The organism is Pantoea sp. X-Soil-TKNS-1279, assembly GCF_059730565.1.
This window is the reverse complement of record NZ_AP035948.1, coordinates 3,636,094-3,661,793: the sequence shown is the minus strand read 5'-3', so window position 1 is coordinate 3,661,793 and position 25,700 is coordinate 3,636,094. Positions and strand designations below refer to the sequence as shown.

At 54.9% G+C, this 25,700-nt stretch carries 21 protein-coding genes; 19 read left to right on the top strand and 2 right to left on the bottom strand.

All coding sequences use genetic code 11. From position 1 onward, the window contains the following. The first annotated feature begins 53 nt into the window (after positions 1-53). The 3 genes from AC6I8N_RS16995 (at position 54) to AC6I8N_RS16985 (ending at position 5,910) form a co-directional block, all read left to right on the top strand. Positions 54-2,153, top strand: coding sequence for a putative bifunctional diguanylate cyclase/phosphodiesterase (locus AC6I8N_RS16995; protein WP_497829534.1), 2,100 nt, complete (start codon positions 54-56; stop codon positions 2,151-2,153). A 155-nt stretch (positions 2,154-2,308) separates the two neighbouring features. After that, on the top strand, positions 2,309-4,390 hold the full coding sequence (locus tag AC6I8N_RS16990; protein WP_497829533.1) for a putative bifunctional diguanylate cyclase/phosphodiesterase: 2,082 nt from the start codon (positions 2,309-2,311) through the stop codon (positions 4,388-4,390). 107 nt (positions 4,391-4,497) lie between these two features. After that, the gene (locus AC6I8N_RS16985; RefSeq protein ID WP_415173194.1) at positions 4,498-5,910 is read left to right on the top strand and encodes an aminotransferase-like domain-containing protein; all 1,413 of its coding nucleotides are present in this window, start codon (positions 4,498-4,500) and stop codon (positions 5,908-5,910) included. Positions 5,911-6,012: 102 nt separating this feature from the next. On the opposite strand, the gene AC6I8N_RS16980 is transcribed toward AC6I8N_RS16985, so the two are convergent. Next, on the bottom strand, positions 6,013-6,495 hold the full coding sequence (locus AC6I8N_RS16980) for a YlaC family protein (protein ID WP_021183419.1): 483 nt from the start codon (positions 6,493-6,495) through the stop codon (positions 6,013-6,015). A gap of 261 nt (positions 6,496-6,756) precedes the next feature. Between AC6I8N_RS16980 and AC6I8N_RS16975 the strand changes: the two genes are divergently transcribed. The 7 genes from AC6I8N_RS16975 to AC6I8N_RS16945 all read left to right on the top strand — a co-directional run bounded on the left by AC6I8N_RS16975 (position 6,757) and on the right by AC6I8N_RS16945 (position 16,391). Continuing rightward, entirely contained in the window at positions 6,757-7,377 is a 621-nt protein-coding gene (locus AC6I8N_RS16975; protein WP_497829532.1) for a cupin domain-containing protein, read from the top strand. A gap of 123 nt (positions 7,378-7,500) precedes the next feature. Then, complete coding sequence (locus tag AC6I8N_RS16970) at positions 7,501-8,940, top strand: circularly permuted type 2 ATP-grasp protein (RefSeq protein WP_013510490.1); 1,440 nt, start codon at positions 7,501-7,503, stop codon at positions 8,938-8,940. After that, on the top strand, positions 8,934-9,863 hold the full coding sequence (locus AC6I8N_RS16965) for an alpha-E domain-containing protein (protein WP_021183417.1): 930 nt from the start codon (positions 8,934-8,936) through the stop codon (positions 9,861-9,863). Before AC6I8N_RS16970 ends, AC6I8N_RS16965 begins: the two co-directional genes overlap by 7 nt. After that, positions 9,860-10,660, top strand: coding sequence for a transglutaminase family protein (locus tag AC6I8N_RS16960; RefSeq protein WP_415173196.1), 801 nt, complete (start codon positions 9,860-9,862; stop codon positions 10,658-10,660). The genes AC6I8N_RS16965 and AC6I8N_RS16960 overlap by 4 nt, the downstream gene beginning before the upstream one ends. A 20-nt stretch (positions 10,661-10,680) precedes the next feature. Continuing rightward, positions 10,681-11,385, top strand: coding sequence for a proteasome-type protease (locus tag AC6I8N_RS16955; protein WP_021183415.1), 705 nt, complete (start codon positions 10,681-10,683; stop codon positions 11,383-11,385). 143 nt (positions 11,386-11,528) lie between these two features. Then, a complete protein-coding gene (gene olsF / locus AC6I8N_RS16950; RefSeq protein ID WP_208723610.1) occupies positions 11,529-13,235 on the top strand; it encodes a bifunctional ornithine lipid synthase OlsF in 1,707 nt (568 codons plus the stop codon). A 306-nt stretch (positions 13,236-13,541) separates the two neighbouring features. Beyond that, complete coding sequence (locus AC6I8N_RS16945) at positions 13,542-16,391, top strand: sensor domain-containing protein (RefSeq protein WP_497829531.1); 2,850 nt, start codon at positions 13,542-13,544, stop codon at positions 16,389-16,391. Between the two features lie 34 nt (positions 16,392-16,425). Here the strand turns inward: AC6I8N_RS16945 and ftnA are convergent, their stop codons facing one another. After that, the gene (gene ftnA, locus AC6I8N_RS16940) at positions 16,426-16,932 is read right to left on the bottom strand and encodes a non-heme ferritin (RefSeq protein WP_021183412.1); all 507 of its coding nucleotides are present in this window, start codon (positions 16,930-16,932) and stop codon (positions 16,426-16,428) included. A 467-nt stretch (positions 16,933-17,399) separates the two neighbouring features. Between ftnA and AC6I8N_RS16935 the strand changes: the two genes are divergently transcribed. The 9 genes from AC6I8N_RS16935 (at position 17,400) to deoC (ending at position 25,661) form a co-directional block, all read left to right on the top strand. Beyond that, positions 17,400-18,068, top strand: a complete 669-nt coding sequence (locus AC6I8N_RS16935; RefSeq protein ID WP_021183411.1) for a nucleoside recognition domain-containing protein — start codon at positions 17,400-17,402, stop codon at positions 18,066-18,068. Then, on the top strand, positions 18,058-18,531 hold the full coding sequence (locus AC6I8N_RS16930) for a YjiG family protein (RefSeq protein ID WP_021183410.1): 474 nt from the start codon (positions 18,058-18,060) through the stop codon (positions 18,529-18,531). Before AC6I8N_RS16935 ends, AC6I8N_RS16930 begins: the two co-directional genes overlap by 11 nt. 10 nt (positions 18,532-18,541) lie before the next feature. Next, a complete protein-coding gene (locus AC6I8N_RS16925; protein ID WP_497829530.1) occupies positions 18,542-19,645 on the top strand; it encodes an amidohydrolase in 1,104 nt (367 codons plus the stop codon). A gap of 246 nt (positions 19,646-19,891) precedes the next feature. Beyond that, a complete protein-coding gene (gene prfC / locus AC6I8N_RS16920) occupies positions 19,892-21,481 on the top strand; it encodes a peptide chain release factor 3 (protein ID WP_013510477.1) in 1,590 nt (529 codons plus the stop codon). A gap of 258 nt (positions 21,482-21,739) precedes the next feature. Beyond that, entirely contained in the window at positions 21,740-22,354 is a 615-nt protein-coding gene (gene osmY / locus AC6I8N_RS16915) for a molecular chaperone OsmY (RefSeq protein ID WP_497829529.1), read from the top strand. A 113-nt stretch (positions 22,355-22,467) separates the two neighbouring features. Next, positions 22,468-22,629, top strand: a complete 162-nt coding sequence (locus AC6I8N_RS16910; protein ID WP_013510475.1) for a DUF1328 domain-containing protein — start codon at positions 22,468-22,470, stop codon at positions 22,627-22,629. Positions 22,630-22,772: 143 nt separating this feature from the next. Next, on the top strand, positions 22,773-23,825 hold the full coding sequence (locus AC6I8N_RS16905; protein ID WP_036625486.1) for a patatin-like phospholipase family protein: 1,053 nt from the start codon (positions 22,773-22,775) through the stop codon (positions 23,823-23,825). Then, the gene (locus tag AC6I8N_RS16900) at positions 23,822-24,598 is read left to right on the top strand and encodes a TatD family hydrolase (protein WP_497829528.1); all 777 of its coding nucleotides are present in this window, start codon (positions 23,822-23,824) and stop codon (positions 24,596-24,598) included. The genes AC6I8N_RS16905 and AC6I8N_RS16900 overlap by 4 nt, the downstream gene beginning before the upstream one ends. Before the next feature lie 283 nt (positions 24,599-24,881). Next, positions 24,882-25,661, top strand: coding sequence for a deoxyribose-phosphate aldolase (gene deoC / locus AC6I8N_RS16895; RefSeq protein WP_497829527.1), 780 nt, complete (start codon positions 24,882-24,884; stop codon positions 25,659-25,661). Positions 25,662-25,700: the final 39 nt, after the last annotated feature.

Genomic DNA, 25,700 nt, shown 5'->3' with positions numbered 1-25,700 from the left:
TTCCTGTTCGATAATTCAGCACCTGCTCGCTAGCGGGTTAGTGAGGAGCGCTCATGTTGCTGATTACCTGGGATAGCGTTCTGGTGGCGAGCTCATTAATCGTCGCTTTTATCGCCTCATTTACGGCACTGGATACTGCCGGACGCGTTGCGGTGTCGCGTGGCTGCATCGCTCGTTTGTGGTTGGTCGCTGGTGGCACCGCGATGGGTATTGGTGTCTGGGCGATGCATTTCATCGGTATGCTGGCGATGATGCTACCGATGACCATGCGTTACGATGTGCCGCTCACCTCATGGTCACTGGCGGTGGCGATCGTCGCAGCCATCTTTTCGTTTGCCCAGGTGGTACGCGGTAGCCACCTGACATGGCGTCGGTTGGTGCGCGGTACATTAATCCTCGGCAGCGGGGTGGTGGCGATGCACTATCTCGGCATGAACGCGCTGATGATCGAACCGGCCATTCACTGGAATATCGAGCTGGTTGCGTTGTCGGTGGTGATTGCTTATGCCGCATCCGGCGCTGCGCTCTGGCTGGCATTTCATCTGCGCCAGGGCGATGGCCTGTTGTTGATGCGGGGTTGTGCCTCCCTGGTCATGGGGGCTGCCGTTGCCGGAATGCATTATGTCGGAATGGCCGCTGCGCAGTTCAACAACACCAGCAGCATGATGGAACACGGTGTCAGCGATCAGGGGCTGGCAGTATGGGTGACCATCATCACCCTGACCATCCTTGGGATCACGTTGTTGCTGTCGATGCTGGATGCGCAGCTACGCGCGGCGCGACTGGCAGCGAAGCTGAAGCATGCCAACAATGAATTACGCCAACTGGCGATGCACGACAATCTCACGACCTTACCTAACCGGGTGTTGCTGGAGCAGCAACTGGACGCCGCCGTCAAACATGCCACGCTCAACGATCAAACCTTCGCATTGATGTTTATGGATCTGGATGGCTTTAAGGCGGTCAACGATACCTGGGGACATCACGTTGGTGATCGCTTACTTGTCGCGGTAGCAGCGCGCCTGCGTAATCAACTGCGTGAGGATGTCATTCTGGCGCGTCTCGGGGGCGATGAATTTGTGCTACTCAGTCCCGACAGTGACGGTTTACAGGCCGCGACCATCGCCCAGCGCCTGGTGAATACCATCGATGCCCCTTTTGAACTCGACCGTTATTCGCTACGGGTGTCACTCAGCGTTGGCATTGTCATCTTCCCGCTGCATGGCCGCAGCAAGCAGGAGATGATGTTCAACGCCGATTCCGCGATGTATCACACCAAACACAGTGGGCGTAACGGCTGGTGCCTGTTTGAACCGGCGATGAGCACCGTTGCGCAGCACCAGCTGGCGTTGGCTAATGATCTGTGGCACGCGCTGGAACATCAGGAGATGCGCCTGTTTTATCAACCGAAGTTTCGTGCCGGTGGGACCTTGCTGATGGGGTTTGAGGCCCTGCTGCGCTGGCAGCATCCGCGCCGTGGCTTGTTGATGCCGGATATGTTCCTGCCGCGAGCGGAGAAAACCGGACAGATCATCGCGCTGGGCAACTGGGTGATCAACGAAGCCTGTCGCCAGTTGCGCCAATGGCATGAAGAGGGGAACAGCCACTGGAGCGTCTCCGTTAACCTGTCGGCATTGCAATTCCATCAGCGCGACCTGATCGACAGCATCAGTGAAATTCTGCAACGGCATGCTTTACCGGAAGGCGCGTTGATGCTGGAAATTACCGAAACTATCGCCATGCGTGACCCGCAATTCAGTCAGCAACGTATTGCTGAGCTGCACCAGTTGGGGGTGAAGGTCGCGATTGATAATTTCGGTATTGGTTATGCCAATCTGCTGCATCTGAAACATCTTGAAGCGACCGAGCTGAAAATTGATCGTAGCTTCATCAATAGCCTGCGTGCCGACAGCGAAGACGCCACCGTCGTCAGTGCGATGATTACCCTGGCACAAAGCCTGAATTTGCGCATGGTCGCCGAGGGTGTGGAGACGGAAGAACAGCAACGCTTATTAACCGGGTTGGGTTTTGATACGTTGCAAGGTTATTTACTGGGCAAACCTACCCCGGCAGATCGTATCGGCGAGTTCACGATGACAATGGCCGCACCGCTGGTTATTCCTGAAAATATCGCCCCCCTGGCGGGTGCGTGACGAGCAATTTTGATTTTCTGAATCGTAATCTTTCATCGTTCAAAGACCAATAACGGCAGCATGACTGCCGATAAATAATACAATAATATTTATATATTTTACGTTTTATTAACAACACCACAGCTGTTAATCCAGCTATGACTTGGGAACTCACTATGCTAGTGACTTCGTACGATTGGTATACCGTCATCGTCTCGGTGTTGGTGGCGATGCTGGCCTCCTTCACGGCACTGGATATGGCGGGAAGAGTAGCGACTGCCAGTGGCAAATCAGCGCTGGTATGGCTACTGGGCGGCGGCTTTGCCATGGGGGTGGGCATCTGGGCGATGCACTTTATCGGCATGTTGTCGATGAGCCTCGATATGGTGATGAGTTACGACCCAATGCTCACCGCGGCATCGATGGTGATTGCGGTGCTGGCATCGATCTTTGCATTGTGGCTGGTGTGCTCGGGCGAACTGCCCTGGCCGCGACTGTGCGGTGGCGCATTGGTGCTGGGTTTTGGCGTGGTGGCAATGCACTACACCGGCATGGCGGCGCTGATGTTCTCGCCTGGCATCGTCTGGAATGGTTACTGGGTTGCGGCATCTGTCGCGATTGCCCTGGTGGCTTCTGGCGTGGCGCTATGGCTGGCGTTTACCCTGCGTGAAGGTACTGGCCGCGTCACCCTGTTGCGTCTTGGCGCGTCGGTGGTAATGGGCTGTGCCATTGCCGGTATGCATTACACGGGTATGGCGGCGGCGAATTTCCCGATGCACAGCCACGCTACCCATATGGGGGTTAATAGTAACTGGCTGGCAATGCTGGTGACGGTAGTGACGCTCGCGATCCTCGGCATCACTCTGCTGGTTTCAATGCTCGATGCTCGCATGCAGGCGCGCACCTCGATCCTGGCCCGTTCACTGGCGGAGGCGAACCGGGAACTGGCACAGTTGGCGCTGCATGACAATCTGACGCGCCTGCCGAACCGCATTTTGCTGGAAGACCGCCTCGATCAGGCGATCAACAAAGCTGACCGCGAACAGTCTCACTTCGCGTTGATGTTTATGGACCTGGATGGCTTCAAAGCGGTCAATGATGCTTTTGGTCATCATGTCGGAGACAACCTGCTGATTGCCGTGACCGAGCGCATGACCGGGCAGATGAAAGGGCATTACACCCTGGCGCGCATGGGAGGCGATGAGTTTGTCCTGCTGATTGAGATTGATGATCCTAATGATGCGGCAGCGGCGGCTGATGCGCTGGTGAAAGCGATCGAGAAGCCGTTCAGCATCTCGCGTTACGAGTTGGTGGTGTCGTTGAGTATCGGTATCGCTGTGTACCCTGGCGATGGTGCGGATGAGCGCGAGCTGATGTTTAATGCGGATGCAGCGATGTATCACACCAAAAACAACGGACGCAACGGCTACAACTTCTTCCAGCCCTCGATGAACACCCTGGCGCAAAGCCAACTGCAACTGAACAACGATCTGTGGCAGGCGCTGGATAATGACGAGCTGCGGTTGTTCTACCAGCCGAAATACTGCGCACCGCGTGGACCCATTATTGGTTTTGAAGCCTTACTGCGCTGGCAGCATCCGACGCGCGGCCTGCTGACGCCGGACAAATTCCTGCCGATGGCGGAAAAGACCGGGATGATCGTCAATATTGGTAACTGGGTGATTAACGAAGCCTGCCGTCAGCTGCATAGCTGGCATTTGCAGGGGCATCCTCACTGGTCGGTGGCGGTGAACCTGTCGGCGTTGCAGTTTGAGCAGTGCAATCTGGTGGAAACCGTCACCACCGCCTTAACTCAGCACCAGATTCCGGCAGAGCTGCTGACGCTGGAGGTCACCGAAACCACGGCGATGCGCGATCCTGAAGAGAGCGTGCGTATTCTCACGGAACTGACCAATATGGGGGTGAAAGCCTCGATTGACGATTTTGGTACCGGCTATTCCAGCCTGTTGTATCTCAAACGTTTACCGGCCAGTGAGTTGAAAATTGACCGTGCTTTCGTCAATGAACTGCAAGCGAAATCGGAAGATGCCACCATCGTCTCCGCGATTGTGGCGCTGGCGCAATCGCTGGATTTAAAAGTGGTGGCCGAAGGGGTAGAAACCGAGGAACAACAGGCGTTTCTCACCGGGCTGGGATGTAATTCATTGCAGGGTTATCTGCTGGGGCGGCCCCTGCCGCCAGACCGCATCGGCGAACTGCCGGAGTTTGTTGGCGTGTTGGAAGAGACTGCGAAATAAGCATTTTGCATAGAGTAGCGGCGCGATTTATCGCGCCACTACAATCGCTTGCGGGAGAGGGTTAGGGTGAGGGAAAATCCCCACATTACATTCTGACGGAGATTCAGGTGGCGAAATACCAGCAGCTGGTCGATCAACTGCGCGAACAAATCGAAGCCAATATCTGGCAACCCGGAGAAAAATTGCCTTCGCTGCGTCAGCAGGCCGATCAATCCGGCCTCAGCCTGATGACGGTGATGCACGCCTACGAAGTGCTGGAGAGTCAGGGCTGGATTTTGTCAAAACCACAATCCGGTTATTACATTGCGCCGCGTGCTGCGGCGCTGCGACCGCGTCTGGCGACGCAAACGGTCGAACGCCCGGAGCAGACCGATACCAACAGCTTTGTATTTGATGTCCTCCAGGCGACACGCGATCCGGCGATTATGCCGTTTGGTTCCGCCTTCCCCGATCCGGAGTTGTTTCCTCAGCGCCAGTTGATGCGTTCGCTGGTCAAAGTCTCGCATAACCTGAAACCGACGGACGCGCTCAACAATTTGCCGCCCGGTAACCCTGAGCTGCGCAAAATCCTGGCGCAACGCTACGCACAGCAGGGGATCACCATTTCACCGGACGACATCGTGATCACCAACGGGGCGATGGAAGCCCTCAACCTGAGTTTGCAGGCGGTAACCGAGCCGGGGGATTGGGTGGTGATCGAGAATCCCTCATTCTATGGTGCATTGCAGGCGATTGAACGCCTGAAGCTGAACGCCATCGCCATAGCCAGTGATGTCGAGCAGGGCATTGATTTTGACGAACTGGAACAGGCGCTGCAACGCTGGCCGGTCAAAGCCTGCTGGCTGATGACCAACCGGCAAAATCCGCTGGGTTTTACTCTCAGCAACACGCGCAAGGAACAACTGGTGGCGCTGCTGGCGCGCTATGGCGTGACGCTGATTGAAGACGATGTTTACAGTGAGTTATGGATTGGCGAGGAGAAACCATTACCGGCGAAAGCTTTTGATCGCCTTGGTGATGTCATGCATTGCGGCAGCTTCTCGAAAAATCTGGTGGCGGGCTTTCGCATCGGCTGGGTGGCGGCGGGCCGACATGCGCAACGTGTCCAGCGTATTCAGTTGATGAGTACGCTCTCCACCAGCGCGCCGATGCAACTGGCGCTGGCGGATTTTCTCTCCACCCGCAGTTATGACAGCCATCTGAAACGGCTGCGTCAGACCTTAGCAAAACGTAAACAGCTGGCACGCACTGCGCTGCGTCAGGTACTGCCAGCGGATGCCCGCATCAGCGATACGCCGGGCGGCTACTTTTTATGGGTAGCCTTACCCGAGGGCATCAATACCACGCAGCTTTATCATCTGGCGTTAGAGCAGGGGATCAGTATCGCGCCGGGGCAGCTATTTTCCAGCAGTGAAGATTTCCGTCACTGCTTCCGCTTCAATACTGCCTGGCCGTGGGATGCGCGCGCCGAAGCGGCGGTGGAAAAATTAGGTCAGTTAATCAAACAACTGCACCCGTAGCAGCGCGATTTATCGCGCAGTCTTCTGCGGCCAGACTCCCTCATCGCGACCTTCTCCCGCTAGCGGGAGAAGGAGATGTGCAGTATGCCGGTCAGGTTGCATTTAAACCTGCGCCGCCTGCCGATGTCCCCAGGTCAGGTAATACACATCGTAAAAATCCACTTCGCCTTTCTGCTGCATCAGGCGATGAATACCGCTACGCACGCGGTCAGGCGTGCCTGGGTTATCCAGAATCTTGTTGATGCCCTGAGAGGATACCGGCTGAATGTAATACCACTCGCCGTTGTAACAAACGCGCAGATCCAGCGCATCAATGTCCTCAAAGCGGTATTTCGGATTGATATCCAGCAGCATTAAAAAGCTCATCACCAGCACGAAAACCGTGGCAAACCAGAATGCGGGCCAGCCGAGCATGTCGGTGGAAAAAATCAGCGCCACGCACAGCCCGTAGCACAGGTACATCACCGCCCACAGGCCAGGGTGCGTTTTCAGAAACGAAAAGCTAAAACGTGGCAAATTGTCGCGACGTTCTTCGCGATTCAGTGTGGCGATTTCATCAAGCAGGATTTGTTTTATGGCGTCCATTGTTCACCTCTCTTTCACTGCCTGCCAGTAAAGCACGTAACAGTGAAGGGCGGCAGACACAGATCAGTGAAGAATTTTTATAACAGTTGCGCACAAAATCGCAGGGCAAGGTCATTACGCCCAAAATGTTAAAGAGGTTAATCATTAATTTGGCTTTAGTTAGCAAAATCATGCTTTTATGTGAATTTTGCGGGCCTGAGCACATTGTATTGTCATCCGTTTTTGCCACACTTAAGCAACGTGGCTAACCGGAGAAAGAGTATGACTGTCTACCCATCCAGCCTGCTGTTACTGATGTCTTTCGCCGCTGGCACCTTTTCCGCAGGGGCTTCCAGTAACCCGCAGCATCTGATGTTATCTATCCCGTCTGGCGGGGTGCCGAATAATCCGTTGCCGCTGATCATCTGGCCGGGGGTTGCCCCCGATAACGACAGCGAAGACGAGGAAAATCAGGACACCGCCATCTGGTTTGAAGAAACTTTTACCCGCAACGGCTGGCCCGCTGCGTGGCGTTCCCCCATCTTTCCGTATACCCATTACCACCCGAATACGCATGAAATAATCGGTGTCGGCGCGGGCTGGGCAGAAGTGTTATTTGGTGGTGACAGTGGTCGCATGGTGACGTTGCGCGAGGGGGATGCGGTGCTGATCCCGGCGGGTGTCGGCCATAAACAGATCCACGCCAGTGAGGATTTCTTCACCGTTGGCGCCTATCCTGAAGGTATATCGCCGGAAACGCTGCGCGATGAACCGCGTTTTCTGAGAACCTCTCAGGTGCAGATTCAGCGCGTACCCATGCCGAAGCGCGATCCTTTCACCGGCGGGGAGGGAGCAATGACGGAAATCTGGTTACCGGTCGCACAGCAGCTTCTGCACCAATAAGGTGCGTTGCACCCATTTCCGGCGTTAACTCACTGATAAGGTGCGCGTGCGGTGCAGCACGCACGCGCTGGCACAGTTTGTGCAGCAGTGAAATCAGGTCCTCTGATAAGCGCCGGGTAAATCATGAAAGAAAGCTACCAGATAGCATCACACTTCTATGATGAGATGTTGCTGAGCGACGGCCAACACCGCGCTCACTATCAGCACTACTGGGAATGGTTGCAAGCGGCGGACAAAGAGGCAGTGGCGCGTAAACGTGAGGAAGCGGAACTTTTGTTTCATCGCGTTGGCATCACCTTCAACGTCTATGGCGAGGACGGTGGCGCAGAGCGCCTGATTCCGTTCGATAGCGTGCCGCGTATTATTCCTGCCAGCGAATGGGCAATGCTCGATCGCGGTATCCGACAACGGGTACAAGCCCTCAACGCCTTCCTGCACGATATCTACCATCAACAGCACATCCTGAAGGCGGGCATCATTCCTGCCGAGCAGGTGCTGGTCAACGATCAGTACCAGCCTTGCATGCAAGGTGTTGATCTGCATCGTAATATCTATGCGCATATCGTCGGCGTGGATATGGTGCGCAACAACGATGGCGAATATTACGTGCTGGAAGATAACCTACGCACCCCGTCTGGCGTCTCCTATATGCTGGAGAACCGCAAGATGATGATGCGCCTCTACCCGGAGTTATTTGCCGAGCAGCATGTGGCCCCGGTCGAGCGTTATCCATCGCATCTGTTGCAGACGTTGCGTGAAAGCTCGCCGGTGAACGATCCGGTGGTGGTGGTGCTGACGCCGGGCCGCTTCAACAGCGCCTATTTTGAGCACAGCTTCCTCGCCCAGCAGATGGGCGTCGAGTTGGTGGAAAGCGCCGATCTGTTTGTTAAAGATGGCGCGGTGATGATGCGTACCACCGCCGGACCTTGCAAGGTGGATGTGATCTATCGACGCGTGGATGATGCCTTCCTCGATCCGCTGGCGTTCCGCCCGGACTCGATGCTCGGCGTACCCGGATTGCTGTCGGTGTACCGTGCCGGGAATGTGGTGCTGGCGAATGCCATCGGTACCGGGGTAGCGGATGACAAATCGATCTACCCCTATGTGCCGGATATGATCCGTTTCTACCTCGACGAAGATCCGATCCTCAATAACGTGCCAACCTGGCAATGCCGCAACCCGAAAGATCTTTCCTACGTGCTGGCCAACCTCGATCAGATGGTGGTGAAGGAAGTGCACGGCGCAGGTGGCTACGGCATGTTGATTGGTCCGGTGGCGAGTCAGCAGGAGCTGAGCGACTTCCGGGCGCGTCTCCAGGCAAGGCCGGATAACTATATCGCGCAGAATACCCTGTCGCTTTCGACCTGCCCGACCTTTATCGACAACGGCCTCGCACCACGGCATATCGACCTGCGTCCGTTTGCGCTGTGCGGGGCGGATATCCGTCTGGTACCGGGCGGTTTAACTCGCGTGGCGCTAACCGAAGGTTCGCTGGTGGTGAACTCATCGCAAGGCGGTGGCACCAAGGATACCTGGGTTCTGGAGGATGACGCATCATGCTAAGCCGCACGGCCAGTGGCCTCTATTGGATGGCGCGCTATCTGGAGCGCGCGGAACAACTCGCCAGGGTATTGGATGTGACTAACCGGCTGTCGTTGATGCCGGTGCGTAACAGCCACGGTGATGAGCTGCTGTTGCCGCTCAATCTTACTGGCACGCGTCAGCTGTTTGAAACGCTCAACGGGCGTTTCACCATGCCGCAGTTGTTCAACTTCTTTGCTCTCGACGATCGCAATCCCAGCAGCATTTTTTGCTGCTGGCAATCGGCATGGAACAACGCCCATGCGGTGCGCGGTAGCCTCTCGTCTGAAGTGTGGGAAAGCATCAACTCCACCTGGATTGAGATGCGTAGCATGCGCCGTCGTGGCATTTCCAGTGCCAATGCCGACAGCTTTTTTGACTGGGTCAAGGAGCGTTGCCATCTGTTTCGTGGTGCGATGTTTGGCACCCTGTTGCGCGGCGATGCCATGAGTTTTATTCGCCTCGGCACCCTGATGGAGCGTGCTGACGGCAGTACGCGCCTGTTGAGCGTCAATCAACAATTGCTGGAGCAGCATCCTGATTCGGTACGCGAATATTATTGCCTCGACACCTTGCTGCGTGCGGTATCCGCTCGCGAGGCCTATAACGCCATCTTCAAACAACAGCTGATGCCGGATCTGGTCAATGAAATGCTGATCCTGCGCAGCGAAAGCCCGCGATCCTTGCACTCCTGCATTGAAGAGATCGCTAACCAACTGGAGCAGATCGGCAGCAGCGGTGAAGATCGCCCGCGCTATCTTGCCACTGTATTGCTGGCTGAGATGCGGTTCAGCACCTGGGAAAGCCTGACGCGTGACGGCCTGAATAACTGGCTGAACCATTTCCTGGCAGACATTAACGCATTGGCTGACAGCATCAATCACACCTATCTGGAGGCGAAATGAGACTGAACATCGAGCATAAAACCTGGTATGCCTGGGAGCATCCGGTCAAACTCAGCACCCAGTATCTGCGCCTGACACCGCAAAACTCGGTGCATCAAAAAATTCTGTCGTGGGAGCTGGCGCTGCCCTGCGATGCGACCCGTACCGTTGATGCTTACGGCAACGTGATGCATGTGCTGACGCTGGACACGCCGCATCAGATGCTGGAAATCGCCGCGCGCGGTGTGGTGGATATTCTTGATGAAGGCGAACTGGCGGCCGATCCGGAGTCAACGCTGTCACCGCTGATTTTCCTGCGCGGCACGCCGCTGACGCAACCGGATAGCGCCATCCGCGATTTTGCCCTGCGTTACTGGCGACCCGAAGCACCGCTCGCCAGCCTGGAAAAATTGATGGGAGAACTGCTGCTGAAAATGCCTTATCGTCCCGGCAGCACCCAGGTGAGTGATACCGCCGCGAAAGTATTTGCCGCCGGCTCTGGTGTTTGCCAGGATCACAGCCATGTGTTTCTCGCCTGCTGTCGCAGTCTGGGGATTCCGGCGCGGTATGTCAGCGGTTATCTCTATACTGACAATGTCGAACACGTTGCCACCCATGCCTGGGTTGAAGCCTGGTTGGATGGCAGTTGGCACAGCTTTGATATCACCAATAATACCCGCAGCACCCGGCAGCACTTACGGCTGGCGGTGGGCGTGGATTATCTCGACGCCTGTCCGGTTCGCGGCATGCGCCTGGGCGGCGGGGGTGAAGATATGCTGGCGGTGGCTGCGGTGCAACAGGTGCACTCGCAGCAGTAATTCTCTTTGCAGGCGTGACTATGACTTATTGTGTGGCAATGCGTTTATCATCAGGGATGATTTTTGTTTCCGACTCACGCACCAACGCGGGCGTCGACCATATTTCGTCGTTTCGTAAGTTGCATGTGTTTCAGGTGGATGATGAACGCACGTTGGTGCTGCAAAGCGCTGGCAACCTCGCCACCACGCAAAGCGTGATGAGCCTGCTGCGACGCGGTAATGATGACAGCGACCAGCCCAATCTGCTCAACGGGAAATCGTTGTATGACATTGCGTTACTGGTGGGCGAAACGCTGCGCGAAGTGATCAAGCGCGATGGTGAAGAGTTTGGCGGCACGCTGCTGCTGGGTGGACAGATCCGTGGTGAAGAGCCGCGGCTGTTCCAAATCTATCCGCAGGGGAATTTTATTGAAGCCAGCGTCGATACCCCGTATTTCCAGATTGGCGAAAGCAAATACGGCAAACCGATCATTGACCGTGTGCTGCGCTACGAAACGCCGCTCAGCCAGGCGATGCAGTGCGCGCTGATTTCGATGGATTCGACCCTGGCGAGTAATATCTCGGTCGGGTTGCCGCTGGATGTGATGATCTATCACAGCGACAGTTTCAGCGACAACGAGCAGTACCATATCACTGACCAGCATCCCTATTTTTCACAGATCCGCCAGCTATGGAGCAAGGGGCTGCTCAGCGTGTTCTCGCAGCTCCCGCCGCTGAAATTGTAGTTCCTGCCAACAAGCGCGATAAATCGGTGCTGTAGCGGCGCGATTTATCGCGCGTCTGTTAAACCTGATAACGACGTTCATAAATCTGAAAACAAGCCGTTTTACCTTCGGGGCGATAACCGCTCCCTATAAGAAGGTGAACAATGTTTTCTGTTGATCAGGTTCTCAATACTTACTGGCCAGGCTTCCAGGCGGCGGGATGGCAAAAACGCCTGCTGAAATGGGCGCTGCGTGAACACGAATTCCAACAATTTGCCGCTCGTTATCGCCACCTGCAAGGGGTGGACATGGTGGAGCAGGTGCTGGAGCACCTTGATGTGCGCTGCGAGTTAAGCGAGCGCGATCTGGAGCAAATTCCTTCTCATGGCCCGGTGGTGATTATGGCTAACCACCCCCTGGGCGCGTTGGATGGTCTGGCGCTGCTGGCTGCGGTATCGCAGGTCAGGCGCGATGTGAAAATTGTCGCTAACCGCATGCTGATGATGCTGGAACCGCTGAATAACCTGATGCTGCCGGTGGATAACATGGGTAACCGCACCAGTCGTGAGCAGTTGACGCGTATGCAGCAGCATCTCGACAATCAGGGCGTACTGATTGTTTTCCCGGCAGGGGAAGTTTCACGTCTGACCACCCGTGGCGTGCGTGATCGCCGCTGGCATCACAGTTTCCTGCGCCTTGCCGCCCGCGCCCGTGCGCCGCTGGTGCCGGTGCATGTGGTGGGGCGTAACAGCGCGGCTTTTTATGCCGTCAGCCAGATTGCCCAGCCGCTGGCCTTGCTGATGCTGGTGCGTGAGATGTTTCGCCAGCGCGGTTCGCGTATCAAGCTGCATATCGGTGAGCAGATCCCCTTTGCGCACTGGCACGATGGCCACACGCCAGGTAAAGAGCTGGCGAAGCGGCTGCGCAAGCATCTGTACCGTATCAGTCAGGGACGACGTGGCCTGTTTCAGACCGAGGCAGCCATCGCTCGCCCGGAAGATCGTGCTGAGCTGAGAAAAGCGTTGCTGGAGAGCGAGCGGCTTGGCACCTTGCCGGATGGTAAGCAGATCTACCTGTGGCGGCGCAACGGCGCAAGTTGGGTGCCGTTGTTGCGAGAACTGGGCCGCCTGCGTGAAATTGCTTTCCGCGCGGTAGGCGAGGGCAGCGGCCGACGACGTGACCTGGATAAGTACGATGATGATTACTATCACCTGATTTTGTGGGATGACGCCGAGCTGGAGATTGTGGGCGCGTACCGTTTTATTCCGGGGGGAGAGCAGCTGGAGCGGCGCGGCCTGGAAGGGATCTACAGCGACAGCCTGTTTCATTATGACGAACGTATGCTGCCGATAATTCGCCAGGGACTGGAGCTGGGACGCAGCTTTATCCAACCCGCTTACTGGGGCAAACGGGGTCTGGATTACCTGTGGATGGGGATTGGTGCCTATATCGCCCGCTACCCGGAAACCCGTTATCTGTTTGGCCCGGTCTCGATCTCCGGCGGGATGCCGCTGGCGGCCCGCGACCTGCTGGTGGCGTTTTATCGCCTCTATTTCCCGACCGAGCTGCCGCTGGCAACATCGCGTCGTCCCTATCCGGCTTCGCTACCGGAAGTGCTGGCGCAGTTTACTGGCGACAATTACCAGGAAGATTTACGTCGCCTGAAGCATCTGCTTGCCAACCTCGGTACCGCTATTCCGACGCTGTACAAGCAATACTCGGAACTGTGCGAACCGGGTGGAGTGCAGTTTATTGATTTCGGTAGCGACCCCGATTTTAACCATTGCATCGATGGCCTGGTGTTGGTCGACCTGACGCGCGTCAAAGCCGCACGTTATGAGCGCTATATCGCGATGCATCTGGTCCCGTAGCGGCGCGATTTATCGCGCAGGTTTTTCCCGCATCACGCACGTATGGCGTGATAAATCGCGCCACTACCAATTTGTGTCGTTCTCAGTGGATGTCACGGTACTGTCATCTGAATGCCGTCAACACAACGTAATTCATTGCGTATCCCACTGAACAATTTCTCGCCACTGCCGATAACCAAACTACCAACTTTCGCCTGTAAGCTGATAGCGCTTGTCAACGCTGCGTATTTGCTATTAAGTCTGCAGAGCAATTAAGAATTTTCCTGGGTTACCAGGTGACATCAGGCCAGCAATAGGCAAATAACAATGGATAATAATTCTGACGTCATGTATCGCTTGCTTGTGCAAAGCGTGCTTGATTACGCCATTTACATGCTCAAGCCGGACGGTACGGTAGCGAGCTGGAACGCCGGCGCACAACGCGCCAAGGGCTACACCGCTGAAGAAATTGTCGGTAAGAATTTCGCGCTGTTTTACAGTGAAGACGATCGTAAAAATGGTGCACCGCTGCGTGGCTTAGCCAATGCCACCGCCACCGGACGTTTTGAGACTGAAGGCTGGCGTTACCGCAAAGATGGCAGCGCTTTTTGGGCGCATGTGATTATTGATGCGATCCGCGATCAATATGGCGAGCTGCTCGGCTTTGCCAAAATCACCCGTGACTGTACCCAGCAACAGGAGCAACAACGCAGGCAGCGTGAGCAGGAAGAACGGTTCCGCCTGCTGGTGGAAGGTGTCACCGATTACGCCATCTATATGCTGGATCTGGACGGCAACGTCGAAAATTGGAATGCCGGTGCGCAACGCGCCAAAGGGTATGTCGCGGAAGAGATCGTCGGACAGCATTTTTCACGCTTTTACAGCGCACAGGATCGCCTCAACCATATCCCGGAGAAGAACCTCGGTATCGCGTTTAAAACCGGGCGCTTTGAAGATGAAGGCTGGCGTTATCGTAAGGATGGCAGTGCCTTTTGGGCGCATGTGATTATCGATGCCATCCGTGATGATGCCGGCAAGTTGATCGGTTACGCCAAAATTACCCGTGACTGCACCGAACAGCAGGCGTTACTGCGCGCTCAGCGTGAGCAGGAAAAAACCTTTCGGCTGTTGGTCACCGGGGTGCGGGATTACGCCATTTACATGCTGGATGTGCAGGGGCGGGTGGTGAACTGGAATGCCGGGGCGCAACGGGCGAAAGGCTATCGTTCCGAAGAGATTGTCGGCCAGCATTTTTCGGTGTTCTACGGTGCACAGGAGCGCCAGTCGAAAGCGCCGGATGCCAACCTGGGTATCGCGCTGAAAACCGGTCGCTTTGAGGATGAGGGCTGGCGTTATCGTAAGGACGGCTCCGCCTTCTGGGCGCATGTGGTGATCGATGCGATCCACAATGAAGAAGGCCGACTGATTGGCTTTGCAAAAATTACCCGTGATGTGACTGAACGTCGTGAACATGAGCAGCAGTTGCTGCGTGCACGGGATTTGGCCGAAGCGCAGAGCGCCAAAGCCTCTGAGTTGTCGAAATTCCTCGACACCATCATTACCCATATCCCGTCGTGTGTGATTGTTGAAGACGCTATCACCCGTGAAATTCTGATGGTCAACGACAAAGCCGAGCAGTTGTTCGGCATCAATAAGTTATTGATCATGCATAAACGGCCGCATGAATGTATGTCGGCAGAGCTGAGTGATTACTTCAACAGCCTGGCGGATATTGCCCTGCGCAGTGAAGGTATCCACACGCGCGAGCAACTGTTGCTGACGGCGGGCGGCGAGCGCATTCTGCATACCCGCGCCACCACTATCGCCGGAAAAGATCTGCGGCAGAACTTCGTGATGCTGATTGTGGAGGACGTGACCGACCAGCGTGAAGCGGATGCGCGTATTCACCATATGGCACACCACGACAACCTGACCAGCCTGCCCAACCGCATTCTGTTCCGCCAGAAACTGAGTGAGGCACTGCGCGCGGATACACAGGGCGGGTATATCACCGCCACGCTGTGTCTCGATCTCGATAACTTCAAAAACGTCAACGATGCGCTGGGCCATCAGATTGGTGATGACCTGTTGCGTACGGTGGCGAAGCGTTTGCGGAATGTATTGCGCGATCACGACACCCTGGCGCGTATTGGCGGTGATGAGTTTGCGATTGTGCTGCCTGGCATTCGTAACGCCGATGAAGCCGCTGTGGTGGCGCAGCGACTGATTGAAGCGATTCGTCCTCCGGTCAATCTGGAGGGACATAATCTGTCAGTCGGGTTGAGCGTCGGGATTGCGCTGAGTTCACAGGCCGCTAACACGCCGGAACATATGCTGCGCTGCGCTGATATGGCGCTGTACGAAGCCAAACGTAATGGCCGAAATCGTTATGAGCATTTCACGCTGGAGATGGATGACCTGGCGCGGAGTCGCCGGGTGATCGAGAACGATCTGCGCGATGCGATTAGCGGACGTCAGCTCAAGCTCTACTATCAGCCGATCACCGATGGTGATGAGAAAGGGATCATTGGCTATGAAGCGCTGATGCGCTGGCATCACCCGATCAAAGGGTTGATCATGCCGAACGATTTTATCCCGATCGCCGAAGAAACCGGTCTGATCCATCTGCTGGGGGCGTACGCGCTGTATGAAGCCTGTCGTGAAGCAGCAAGCTGGGAAGGGGAGCAATCGGTGTCAGTTAACCTGTCGCCGTTGCAGTTCAAAAACAGCTCGTTGGTATCGGTGGTAGAAGGCGCGTTGCGTGAGTCCGGACTGGCACCGCATCGTCTTGAGGTGGAGATCACCGAATCGGTGTTGCTGGATGATACCCTCGGTAATATTCGTACTCTGCAAAGTCTGAAAGCGCTGGGCGTGCAAATTGCGCTGGACGATTTCGGCACGGGTTATTCATCTCTCAGCTACCTGCGATCCTTCCCGTTCGACAAAATCAAAATCGACAAGTCGTTTATCAACGATATGGGTGACAGTCGTGAAGCGCTGGCGATTATCCGGGCTATCACCGGGATGAGCCGGAGTCTGGATATTCAGATCACCGCAGAAGGGGTGGAGAGCAGCGAGCAGTTTGCCCGGTTGCGTGAAGAGGGCTGTACGTTGTTTCAGGGATATTTGTTTGGTCGTCCACAGCCTTCGGAACTGCGACTTAAAACGCTGGAATAAAAACAAAACGGCCCGCAATGCGGGCCGTTTTATCTTATGCGCCGTGGCTTTCGGTATTCATACGGCCCAGATCTTTGTCGATCAGGAACAGGCCTTCACCTTTGCTGCCCACCAACGCCAGTTTATCCAGCACGGTTTTGAACAGCTTCTCTTCTTCATGCTGCTCCGCCACGTACCATTGCAGGAAGTTGAAGGTGGAATAATCCTGCGTGGTCATCGCTGCATGAGCCAGTTCATTGATTTTGCTGGTGATCAGCTTTTCATGATTTAACGTTTCTTCGAACAGTTCAGCCAGGGAGTTCCAGCTGACCGGCGGCGCCGCGATGCTGCCCAGTACCGGCAGCGAACCGGCATCGCTCAGGTAGTCAAACAGGCGCTGCATATGTTCCATCTCTTCGCGAGAGTGCATTTTCAGGAAGGAGGCAGCCCCTTCAAAACCTTTGTCACTGCACCAGGCACTCATTTGCAGGTAGAGGTTGGCAGAGAAGAATTCCAGATTCAGTTGGTCATTCAGACGAGCAGTCATTTCAGCAGTTAACATGGCTGATTCCTTTTTTAAATTTTTCAGGTGAGTGCGGTGAATTATGCATCAACCTATACTTTTTTGTGAAGTGATTTTCGTCAAAAAGTTGAATTTATCTCATTGATTATAAATGGAATTATTCAAGTTTTTGAATGCGACCGATTCTCATTTTTGTCTTCTTTTCATTCGGATTTATTGCACCATGATGGTGCGTCGAGGTTGCCTGTTTAGCGTGCACTCACTGCGTTATTGATTTTATTTTCAGCGATCTGATTACCTGACGAAAATATTGATGTGAGAAATAAAGGCATCTGCGCTGAATTTTTTCAGGCAGAAAGATTGATATTTCGGTCATTTAATTGTTACTGAACAAAATTAGCGCTTTCGCAATTAAAGAAAATACCAGCTGGCATAAATCCTGCTTAGAACTTAGTTCCATATATTGCAACTGTCTGGTTAAAAAATAACGCCAGCAGGAGGGTTTTATGTCTGAAGAAAAAATCATTGCTACCCATGAACGGGTGTCGGCGGGTATCGGCGGTTACGTCGCGTTGATATTGGCCATTCTGTTTTTCTCCGGCTTATTTTATAAGGTGGACGGATTTAGCTGGTTAGGGGCGTTTGATTTCACCACGCTGGGCGGCAGTTTCGGCACCATGAAAGAATCGACCAATACCTTCCTCGGTGCCGGTGGCCTGAGCGCCAAAGCAGGCTTTCTGTTTGCGTTGTCGCTGGCCCCAACGGTGATGCTGGCGTTGGGCGTTCTGGAGATCTTTACCCATTACGGTGCGATTCGCGCCGCGCACAAGTTGTTGACGCCGCTGCTGAAACCGTTGATGGGTTTGCCGGGTCGCTGTGGCCTGGCATTAATTACCGATCTGCAAAGTACCGATGCTGGCGCTGCATTAACCAAAGAGATGTACGACCAGCAACAGGTCAGCAAAAAAGACATCGTGGTGATGTCCGCCTGGCAATATTCCGGTGCCGGTTTGATCAATAACTATTTTGCTATCGGCTCGGCGTTGTTTGCTTCAATGACGGCTCCGATCATTATTCCGCTGGTGTTAATGTTTGTTCTCAAATTCGTCGGTGCGGCTTTTGTCCGTTTCATGTTAAATAGTGTTTATAAAAAGGATTTTGCCGATGTCAAATAATGCTCCGTCACGGGTGAATAATAACCCGTTCGATATTTTTATCGTGGGTGCACGTAAAGGCTTCCATATCGCTATCCATAATCTGATGCCAAATGTGGTGATGGCTTATGTGCTGGCGGAAGTGCTGAATCTGCTGGGCATTATGCAATTCCTCGGGCATCTCTTTGCCCCGGTGATGGGGCTGTTTGGCCTACCGGGGGAAGCCATTACTGTGTTGCTGACGGCCTGGTTATCCTCCTCGGCAGCAGTGGGGGTGGCAGTCAGTCTGCTGACCAAAGGGACTCTGAGCGGAGCGGATATCACTATCCTGGCTCCGGCAATTTTCCTGATGGGATCACAGTTGCAATACATGGGCCGCCTGTTGGGTGTTGCCGATGTGCCGAAGAAATACTGGCCGCTGTTGATGCTGACCAGCATCATCAATGCGGTGATCGCCATGCTTGTGATGCGTTTTTTTGTTTAGGAGCTAACCGGTGTCCAACGTCTTAGAACATTATCATTTTCTGCATGAAATCCCGGAACTGGGTTTTCAGGAGTTTAAAACCTCAGCCTATATCGCCGACCAGCTGGAACAGGCGGGGATCAAAGTCACTCGCGGCATTAACAACACCACCGGCATTGTGGCGGAAATTGACAGCGGTGTGCCCGGCCCGGTGCTGGCATTGCGTGCGGATATGGATGCACTGGGACATGTCATTGATGGTGTCGCTTGTGCACGCCATACCTGCGGCCATGATGGTCACTCCTCGGTGGTACTGACTGCCGCACAGGAGCTGTTGAAAGAAGGGGCAATCAAAAAAGGCCGCCTGAAGTTATTGTTCCAACCCGCTGAGGAACTGGGCGCAGGCGCGCTGTCGATGATCGAGGGCGGGGCGATGGAGGATGTCGAGATGATCCTCGGTTTCCATGTGCGCCCGCTGGAAGAATGCCATGTGGGACAGGCGACGCCTGCGGTGATCTATTCTGCCTGTAGCACGCTGGAAGCGACCATCAAAGGCGTTCCGGCCCATGCGGCACGCCCGCACCTTGGCGTGAATGCGCTCGACGCGGCGGTACAGGCGGTGCAGGCCGTGAACAGTATCCATCTGTCACCGGGGCTGAACTGGAGCGTCAAAGCGACACGTTTTCTCTGTGATGCCGGTGTCACCAACTCGGTACCGGATGAAGCGCGCGTGGTGTGGGACCTGCGTTCGCAGGAAAACGAACCGATGGATATCCTCAAACATAAAGTGACGCAGGCGGTGCTCAATAGCGTTGCGGCACTGGGGGCAACTGCCGAGGTGGTGGTGCTCAAGGAAATGCCTGCGGCGGAGATCCATGAGGAAGCGACGGAGGTGATTCGGGCGGCGATTGTTGATGTGCTGGGCGAAGAGGGGCTGCTGGGCGCGAAAACGACGCCAGGCAGTGAAGATTTCTTCTATTACCCGGTGAAATGCCCAACGGTGAAAGCCGGATTCTGGGGATTAGGCACCAACCTGGTGCCGGGCCTGCATCACCCTGAGATGCGTTTTGAACTGAGTTCGCTGGAAATTGGGGTGAAGATCTTCAAAGCCGCCGTAACACGGGTGCTGGGTTAGTTTTTCCTTGCCCTCACCCTAACCCTCTCCCGCCAGCGGGAGAGGGGACCGATCGAGCATATAGCACACCTCCTTCTCCCGCTGGCGGGAGAAGGCTGGGATGAGGGGGCAGCGTGCACCCAACATTCCCCACCTCACTGAAATATTGTATGCTATGCCGCCTGAATAACCGCTGGCTCAGCCCCGGTCACCCTGATTTATTCGCAGCGCGCGGCTCGTGCGTTGCCCTTTGAGAAGATTTCACTGATGTCTAATGCTCCCTTTTTACAAGAGGTGGCGCGCCGCCGTACCTTCGCGATCATTTCGCACCCGGACGCCGGTAAAACCACTATCACCGAGAAAGTTCTGCTGTTCGGACAGGCGATCCAGACCGCCGGTACGGTAAAAGGCCGTGGATCAAACCAACACGCCAAATCCGACTGGATGGAGATGGAGAAGCAGCGTGGTATCTCCATCACCACCTCGGTGATGCAGTTCCCCTATCGTGACAGCCTGGTGAACCTGCTGGATACCCCCGGGCACGAAGACTTCTCGGAAGATACCTACCGTACGCTGACGGCGGTGGACTGCTGCCTGATGGTGATCGATGCCGCCAAAGGTGTTGAAGATCGTACCCGTAAGCTGATGGAAGTGACCCGTCTGCGTGATACGCCGATCATCACCTTTATGAACAAACTTGACCGTGATATCCGCGACCCGATGGAGCTGCTGGATGAAGTCGAGAACGAGCTGAAGATCGCCTGTGCGCCTATTACCTGGCCGATCGGCTGCGGCAAACTGTTTAAAGGCGTGTATCACCTCTACAACGATGAAACCTATCTGTACCAGACTGGTCAGGGGCACACCATTCAGGAAGTGCGTATCGTTAAAGGGCTGAACAATCCGGATCTCGACAAAGCCGTCGGTGAAGATCTGGCGCAGCAGCTGCGCGATGAGCTGGAGCTGGTGCAGGGTGCATCCAACGAATTTGATGAAGAGTTGTTCCTGAGCGGCGAAATCACCCCGGTGTTTTTCGGCACCGCGCTGGGTAACTTTGGCGTTGACCATATGCTGGATGGCCTGGTTTCCTGGGCACCGGCACCGATGCCGCGTCAGAGCGACACCCGTACCGTGGAAGCTAAAGAAGAGAAGTTCAGCGGCTTCGTGTTCAAGATTCAGGCCAACATGGACCCGAAACACCGCGACCGCGTGGCTTTTATGCGCGTGGTATCCGGTAAATATGAGAAGGGCATGAAGCTGCGTCAGGTTCGCATCGGCAAAGATGTGGTGATCTCTGACGCGCTGACCTTTATGGCCGGTGACCGTTCACATGTGGAAGAAGCCTATCCGGGCGATATCATCGGTCTGCACAACCACGGCACCATCCAGATTGGCGACACCTTCACCCAGGGTGAGAACATGAAGTTCACCGGTATTCCGAACTTCGCCCCTGAGCTGTTCCGTCGTATTCGCCTGCGCGATCCGCTGAAGCAGAAACAATTGCTGAAGGGTTTGGTGCAGCTGTCGGAAGAGGGCGCGGTACAGGTATTCCGTCCGGTGCATAACAACGATTTGATCGTTGGTGCGGTGGGTGTGTTGCAGTTTGACGTGGTAGTCGCGCGCCTGAAAAGCGAATACAACGTTGAAGCAATTTACGAATCGGTCAACGTGGCAACCGCGCGTTGGGTTGAATGTGCTGACGTGAAGAAATTCGATGAATTTCAACGTAAAAACGAGATCAACCTCGCGCTGGATGGCGGTGATAACCTGACCTATATTGCCCCAACCATGGTGAATCTGAATATCACCCAGGAACGTTATCCTGACGTGACTTTCCGCAAAACGCGCGAGCATTAATCGCCGTTTTCTCCAGGGCCTGTGGTTTCCACTGGCCCTGTTTTTCCCTTCCAGACTCCTCTTAAAAACGCTGTTTTTTTCGCTTTTTGGCGAGATATCAACCACAAATACCGGCAAAACCCTCAGTCCCGTCTATGATCATTCTGTCGGACGAGAAAAGAAACTTCAGGTTTCATTGCGTCCATTATCGCAGCAACGCCGTTTGTTGCTGGCTCATTCGCGATTGCGGATGCGTAAACGGATAGAAGGATGATATCGATGATTAAGACTAAGATTGCCAAAACCCTGATTGCCGCTCTGGCGGGTTCGGCCCTGATGAGTGGCGCAGCACTGGCCGATGAATCCCTGACGCAAAAAGCGCAGGCGACCGCCGACAGTGCCGGGGCAAAAATCGATAGCTCTATGAAAAAAGTCGGTGGGTATATGGATGACAGCGGCATCACCGCCAAAGCGAAAGCGGCGCTGGTGGATGATGAAGCGATAAAAAGCACGGATATCTCAGTAAACACGCATCAGGGCGTAGTGACCTTGAGCGGTTTTGTCACCTCTCAGGATCAGGCGGAAAAAGCCGTAGCCGTGGTGCAGAAAGTTGAAGGGGTGAAATCCGTCAGTGACAAACTGCACGTTAAAGACAGCAAAACCACCTCACTGAAAGGTTATGCCGGGGATGCGGCAACCACCAGTGAAATCAAAGCTAAACTTTTAGCGGATGACATCGTGCCATCACGCAACGTGAAGGTGGAAACCACGGATGGCGTGGTGCAGTTGTCCGGTACGGTTGCTAACAAGGCGCAGTCGGACCGCGCTGAACAAATCGCCAAAGCCATTGACGGCGTGAAAAGTGTCAAGAATGACCTGACGATTAAATCTTAACCCTGGGCGCTGCGGCTTTTCGTATCCGCCGCAGCGTAATAACAACATCTTTCTGCACACCCACATTGGGATGAACTAAGCAGTTCGATTTTCACGATGGTAAGGAGAGGCTTATGTTTCGTTGGGGCATTATCTTTCTGGTGATCGCACTGATTGCTGCAGCATTAGGATTTGGCGGTCTGGCGGGTACGGCAGCATGGGCGGCTAAAATTGTCTTTATTGTCGGTATTATTCTGTTCCTCATCAGCCTGTTTACCGGGCGTAAACGACCCTGATTCTGAGTCATAGTTCGCTCACCCGGCAGTAGCCTGAAGCGGAGACCAGTCAGGGCATAATAAAGACTGGTTCTCCGGGTTGCGGGCGGTGGCGATTCTGCGCTTTAGCACCCCTCAGAGAAAGAACCGCTGAGGGACACATCTTGGGTATACGCATCCCTGTGACGCTGGGAACCATCGAACCCTTAGCGCTCACGCCCTTCAAATCAAACAAAATTGCGCTGGTGTGCGAAGGTGGCGGTCAACGCGGTATCTTTACCGCCGGAGTGCTGGATGAGTTTCAGCGCGCGGGCTTCAATCCTTTTGATCTGATGCTTGGCACCTCCGCAGGCGCACAAAATCTCTCAGCGTATGTCTGCGCCCAACCGGGTTATGCGCGGCGCGTGATCACCCGTTACACCACCAGCAAACTCTTCTTTGATCCGGTGCGTTTTGTGCGTGGCGGAAATCTGATCGATCTGGACTGGCTGGTAGATATCACCAGCCAGGAGCTGCCGTTGGCGATGAGCACGGCGGAGGGGCTGTTTGCCAAAGGCAGTGAGTTTTATATGTGCGCTTGCCGCAGCGATGATTACAGCGCGCATTACTTCAGCCCAACCCGCAATACCTGGCTCGATATCATCAGAGCCTCCAGTGCCATTCCGGGGTTCTATCGCAGCGGCGTGGAGATGGATGGCATTAGCTATCTGGATGGCGGTATCAGCGATGCCATTCCGGTGCGTGAGGCGGCCCGGCGGGGTGCCGATACCGTTGTGGTGATTCGCACCGTTCCGTCGCAGATGTCGTACACACCGAAATGGATCAAGCGCATGGAACGCTGGCTGAGCGACAGCGCTTTGCAGCCAATGATCAACATCCTGCATCAGCACGAAGAAAGTTATCATGATATTCAACAATTTATCGATCAGCCGCCGGGTGATTTGCGCATTATCGAGATCTTCCCACCCAAACCGTTAGCCAGTAACGCGCTGGGCAGTCGCATCGCCTCCCTGAATCAGGATTACCATCTGGGGCGGCGCTGCGGCCGCTATTTCCTGGCCACGCTCGGGCAGTGGCTGAGTGATGCCGAGCCATTTGTGCGGCATACTGTCGTTACGCCACCTGCTGCGGTGGCGAATGCGCCGGATAACCGCGAGGTCAACACGCCAGACGTGGCCGGTAACGATGCTGACTATGATGCAGGTTCGCTGGCATGAGATTTATCGATACCCACTGTCATTTTGACTTCCCGCCGTTTGTTGATGCGGCGGAAGCGAGCATTGTGCGTGCTGCGCAGGCAGGGGTTGAACGTGTAATTGTACCCAGCGTCGATGCCAGCCGCTTTGCGCTGGTCAGCCAGCTGGCACAACAACATGCCGCGTTATATGCCGCGCTGGGGCTGCATCCGATTCAGATCGCCATGCATCAGGATACGCACCTCGATCAACTGACGGATTGTCTGCACACCCCAGACGTAAAACGCGTGGCATTGGGGGAGATCGGACTCGATCTGTATATGGACGATCCCCAGTTCGACAAACAAACCCGGCTGCTGGATGGGCAGTTGAAGCTGGCCAAACGCTTCGATCTGCCGGTGATCCTCCATTCACGTCGTACCCACGATCAGATGGCGCTGCATTTGCGCCGTCACGATCTGCCGCGCCGTGGTGTGGTGCACGGTTTTGCCGGTAGCCTGCAACAGGCACAGCGTTTTATCCAACTTGGCTATGCGATCGGCGTCGGTGGCACCATTACCTATGAACGCGCCAGTAAAACGCGTAACACCATCGCAGCATTGCCGCTGGATTCCCTGTTACTGGAAACCGATGCGCCTGATATGCCGCTGAATGGTTATCAGGGCGAACCCAATCGCCCGGAGCGAGCACGGCTGGTGTTTGATGTCTTGTGCCAGCTACGCCGTGAGCCGCCGGATGTCATCGCTGATGCGCTATGGCAAAACAGCCTGCGCGTCTTCAATCTCCCCGACTGAGCCTGGTCTGATCCCTGCGTGCTGCTCTGAATTGGCTACATTTACAGGGTGGTGGCGACACAACTTTCTCAATTAATGTGATAATAATAACATCTTCATTTCCGATCGTATCGGGCATGTAATGGTGATATTTTGTGATTTTTATCACCTAATAAATGTATTATTTGCACAGTTTTCTTTTTTCATGTGATGAATGATCGAATATTTCGTCGCTCAAATTGTTAGAATTATCACATTCCCTGGCGGGCGACTTCCGCCCAGGCTGACTTTTTTGGAGAGCACCATGACTGATTTCACCGCAGCCGCGCAGCGCGCACTGCAACTGATGGATTTGACCACACTGAACGATGACGATACTGACGAAAAAGTGATCGCGCTGTGCCGCCAGGCCAAATCACCCGCCGGTAACACCGCCGCTATCTGTATCTACCCGCGCTTTATCCCGGTGGCGCGCAAAGCGTTGCGTGAGCAGGGCACACCGGAAATCCGTATCGCCACGGTGACCAACTTCCCGCATGGCAATGATGATCTGGATATCGCACTGGCGGAAACCCGCGCAGCGATCGCTTACGGTGCCGATGAGGTGGACGTAGTGTTCCCGTATCGCGCGCTGCTGGCGGGCAATCGTCAGATCGGTTTTGATCTGGTGAAAGCCTGCAAAGAAGCTTGTGCGGCATCTGGTGTATTGCTGAAAGTCATTATCGAAAGCGGTGAACTGAAAGATGCGGTGTTAATCCGTGAGGCTTCCGAAATCGCTATCGATGCCGGTGCCGACTTTATCAAAACCTCCACCGGTAAGGTGCCGGTCAACGCCACGCCGGAAACCGCCGCTATCATGCTGAGCGTGATCCGCGATAAAGGCGTGCAGCAGCAGGTCGGTTTTAAACCGGCAGGTGGCGTGCGCAGCGCAGAGGATGCGGCCCATTATCTGCAACTGGCCGACGACATCCTTGGTGCGGGTTGGGCGGATGTGCGCCATTTCCGCTTTGGCGCTTCCAGCCTGTTGGCGAGCCTGCTTAATACGCTGGGCCATGTCACCACCGCCAGCAAAGCTGGGTATTAATTGTTTTCGTAGCGGCGCGATTTATCGCGCGATTTTCAG

Bases quoted from the DNA above. Each gene is read 5' to 3' on its own strand.
- AC6I8N_RS16970 (WP_013510490.1), top strand. From the start codon at position 7,501: ATGAAAGAAAGCTACCAGATAGCATCACACTTCTATGATGAGATGTTG.
- AC6I8N_RS16910 (WP_013510475.1), top strand. From the start codon at position 22,468: ATGTTTCGTTGGGGCATTATCTTTCTGGTGATCGCACTGATTGCTGCA.
- AC6I8N_RS16965 (WP_021183417.1), top strand. From the start codon at position 8,934: ATGCTAAGCCGCACGGCCAGTGGCCTCTATTGGATGGCGCGCTATCTG.
- olsF (WP_208723610.1), top strand. From the start codon at position 11,529: ATGTTTTCTGTTGATCAGGTTCTCAATACTTACTGGCCAGGCTTCCAG.
- AC6I8N_RS16995 (WP_497829534.1), top strand. From the start codon at position 54: ATGTTGCTGATTACCTGGGATAGCGTTCTGGTGGCGAGCTCATTAATC.
- osmY (WP_497829529.1), top strand. From the start codon at position 21,740: ATGATTAAGACTAAGATTGCCAAAACCCTGATTGCCGCTCTGGCGGGT.
- prfC (WP_013510477.1), top strand. From the start codon at position 19,892: ATGTCTAATGCTCCCTTTTTACAAGAGGTGGCGCGCCGCCGTACCTTC.
- AC6I8N_RS16945 (WP_497829531.1), top strand. From the start codon at position 13,542: ATGGATAATAATTCTGACGTCATGTATCGCTTGCTTGTGCAAAGCGTG.
- AC6I8N_RS16990 (WP_497829533.1), top strand. From the start codon at position 2,309: ATGCTAGTGACTTCGTACGATTGGTATACCGTCATCGTCTCGGTGTTG.
- ftnA (WP_021183412.1), bottom strand. From the start codon at position 16,932: ATGTTAACTGCTGAAATGACTGCTCGTCTGAATGACCAACTGAATCTG.
- AC6I8N_RS16955 (WP_021183415.1), top strand. From the start codon at position 10,681: ATGACTTATTGTGTGGCAATGCGTTTATCATCAGGGATGATTTTTGTT.
- AC6I8N_RS16975 (WP_497829532.1), top strand. From the start codon at position 6,757: ATGACTGTCTACCCATCCAGCCTGCTGTTACTGATGTCTTTCGCCGCT.
- deoC (WP_497829527.1), top strand. From the start codon at position 24,882: ATGACTGATTTCACCGCAGCCGCGCAGCGCGCACTGCAACTGATGGAT.
- AC6I8N_RS16960 (WP_415173196.1), top strand. From the start codon at position 9,860: ATGAGACTGAACATCGAGCATAAAACCTGGTATGCCTGGGAGCATCCG.
- AC6I8N_RS16900 (WP_497829528.1), top strand. From the start codon at position 23,822: ATGAGATTTATCGATACCCACTGTCATTTTGACTTCCCGCCGTTTGTT.
- AC6I8N_RS16930 (WP_021183410.1), top strand. From the start codon at position 18,058: ATGTCAAATAATGCTCCGTCACGGGTGAATAATAACCCGTTCGATATT.
- AC6I8N_RS16935 (WP_021183411.1), top strand. From the start codon at position 17,400: ATGTCTGAAGAAAAAATCATTGCTACCCATGAACGGGTGTCGGCGGGT.
- AC6I8N_RS16980 (WP_021183419.1), bottom strand. From the start codon at position 6,495: ATGGACGCCATAAAACAAATCCTGCTTGATGAAATCGCCACACTGAAT.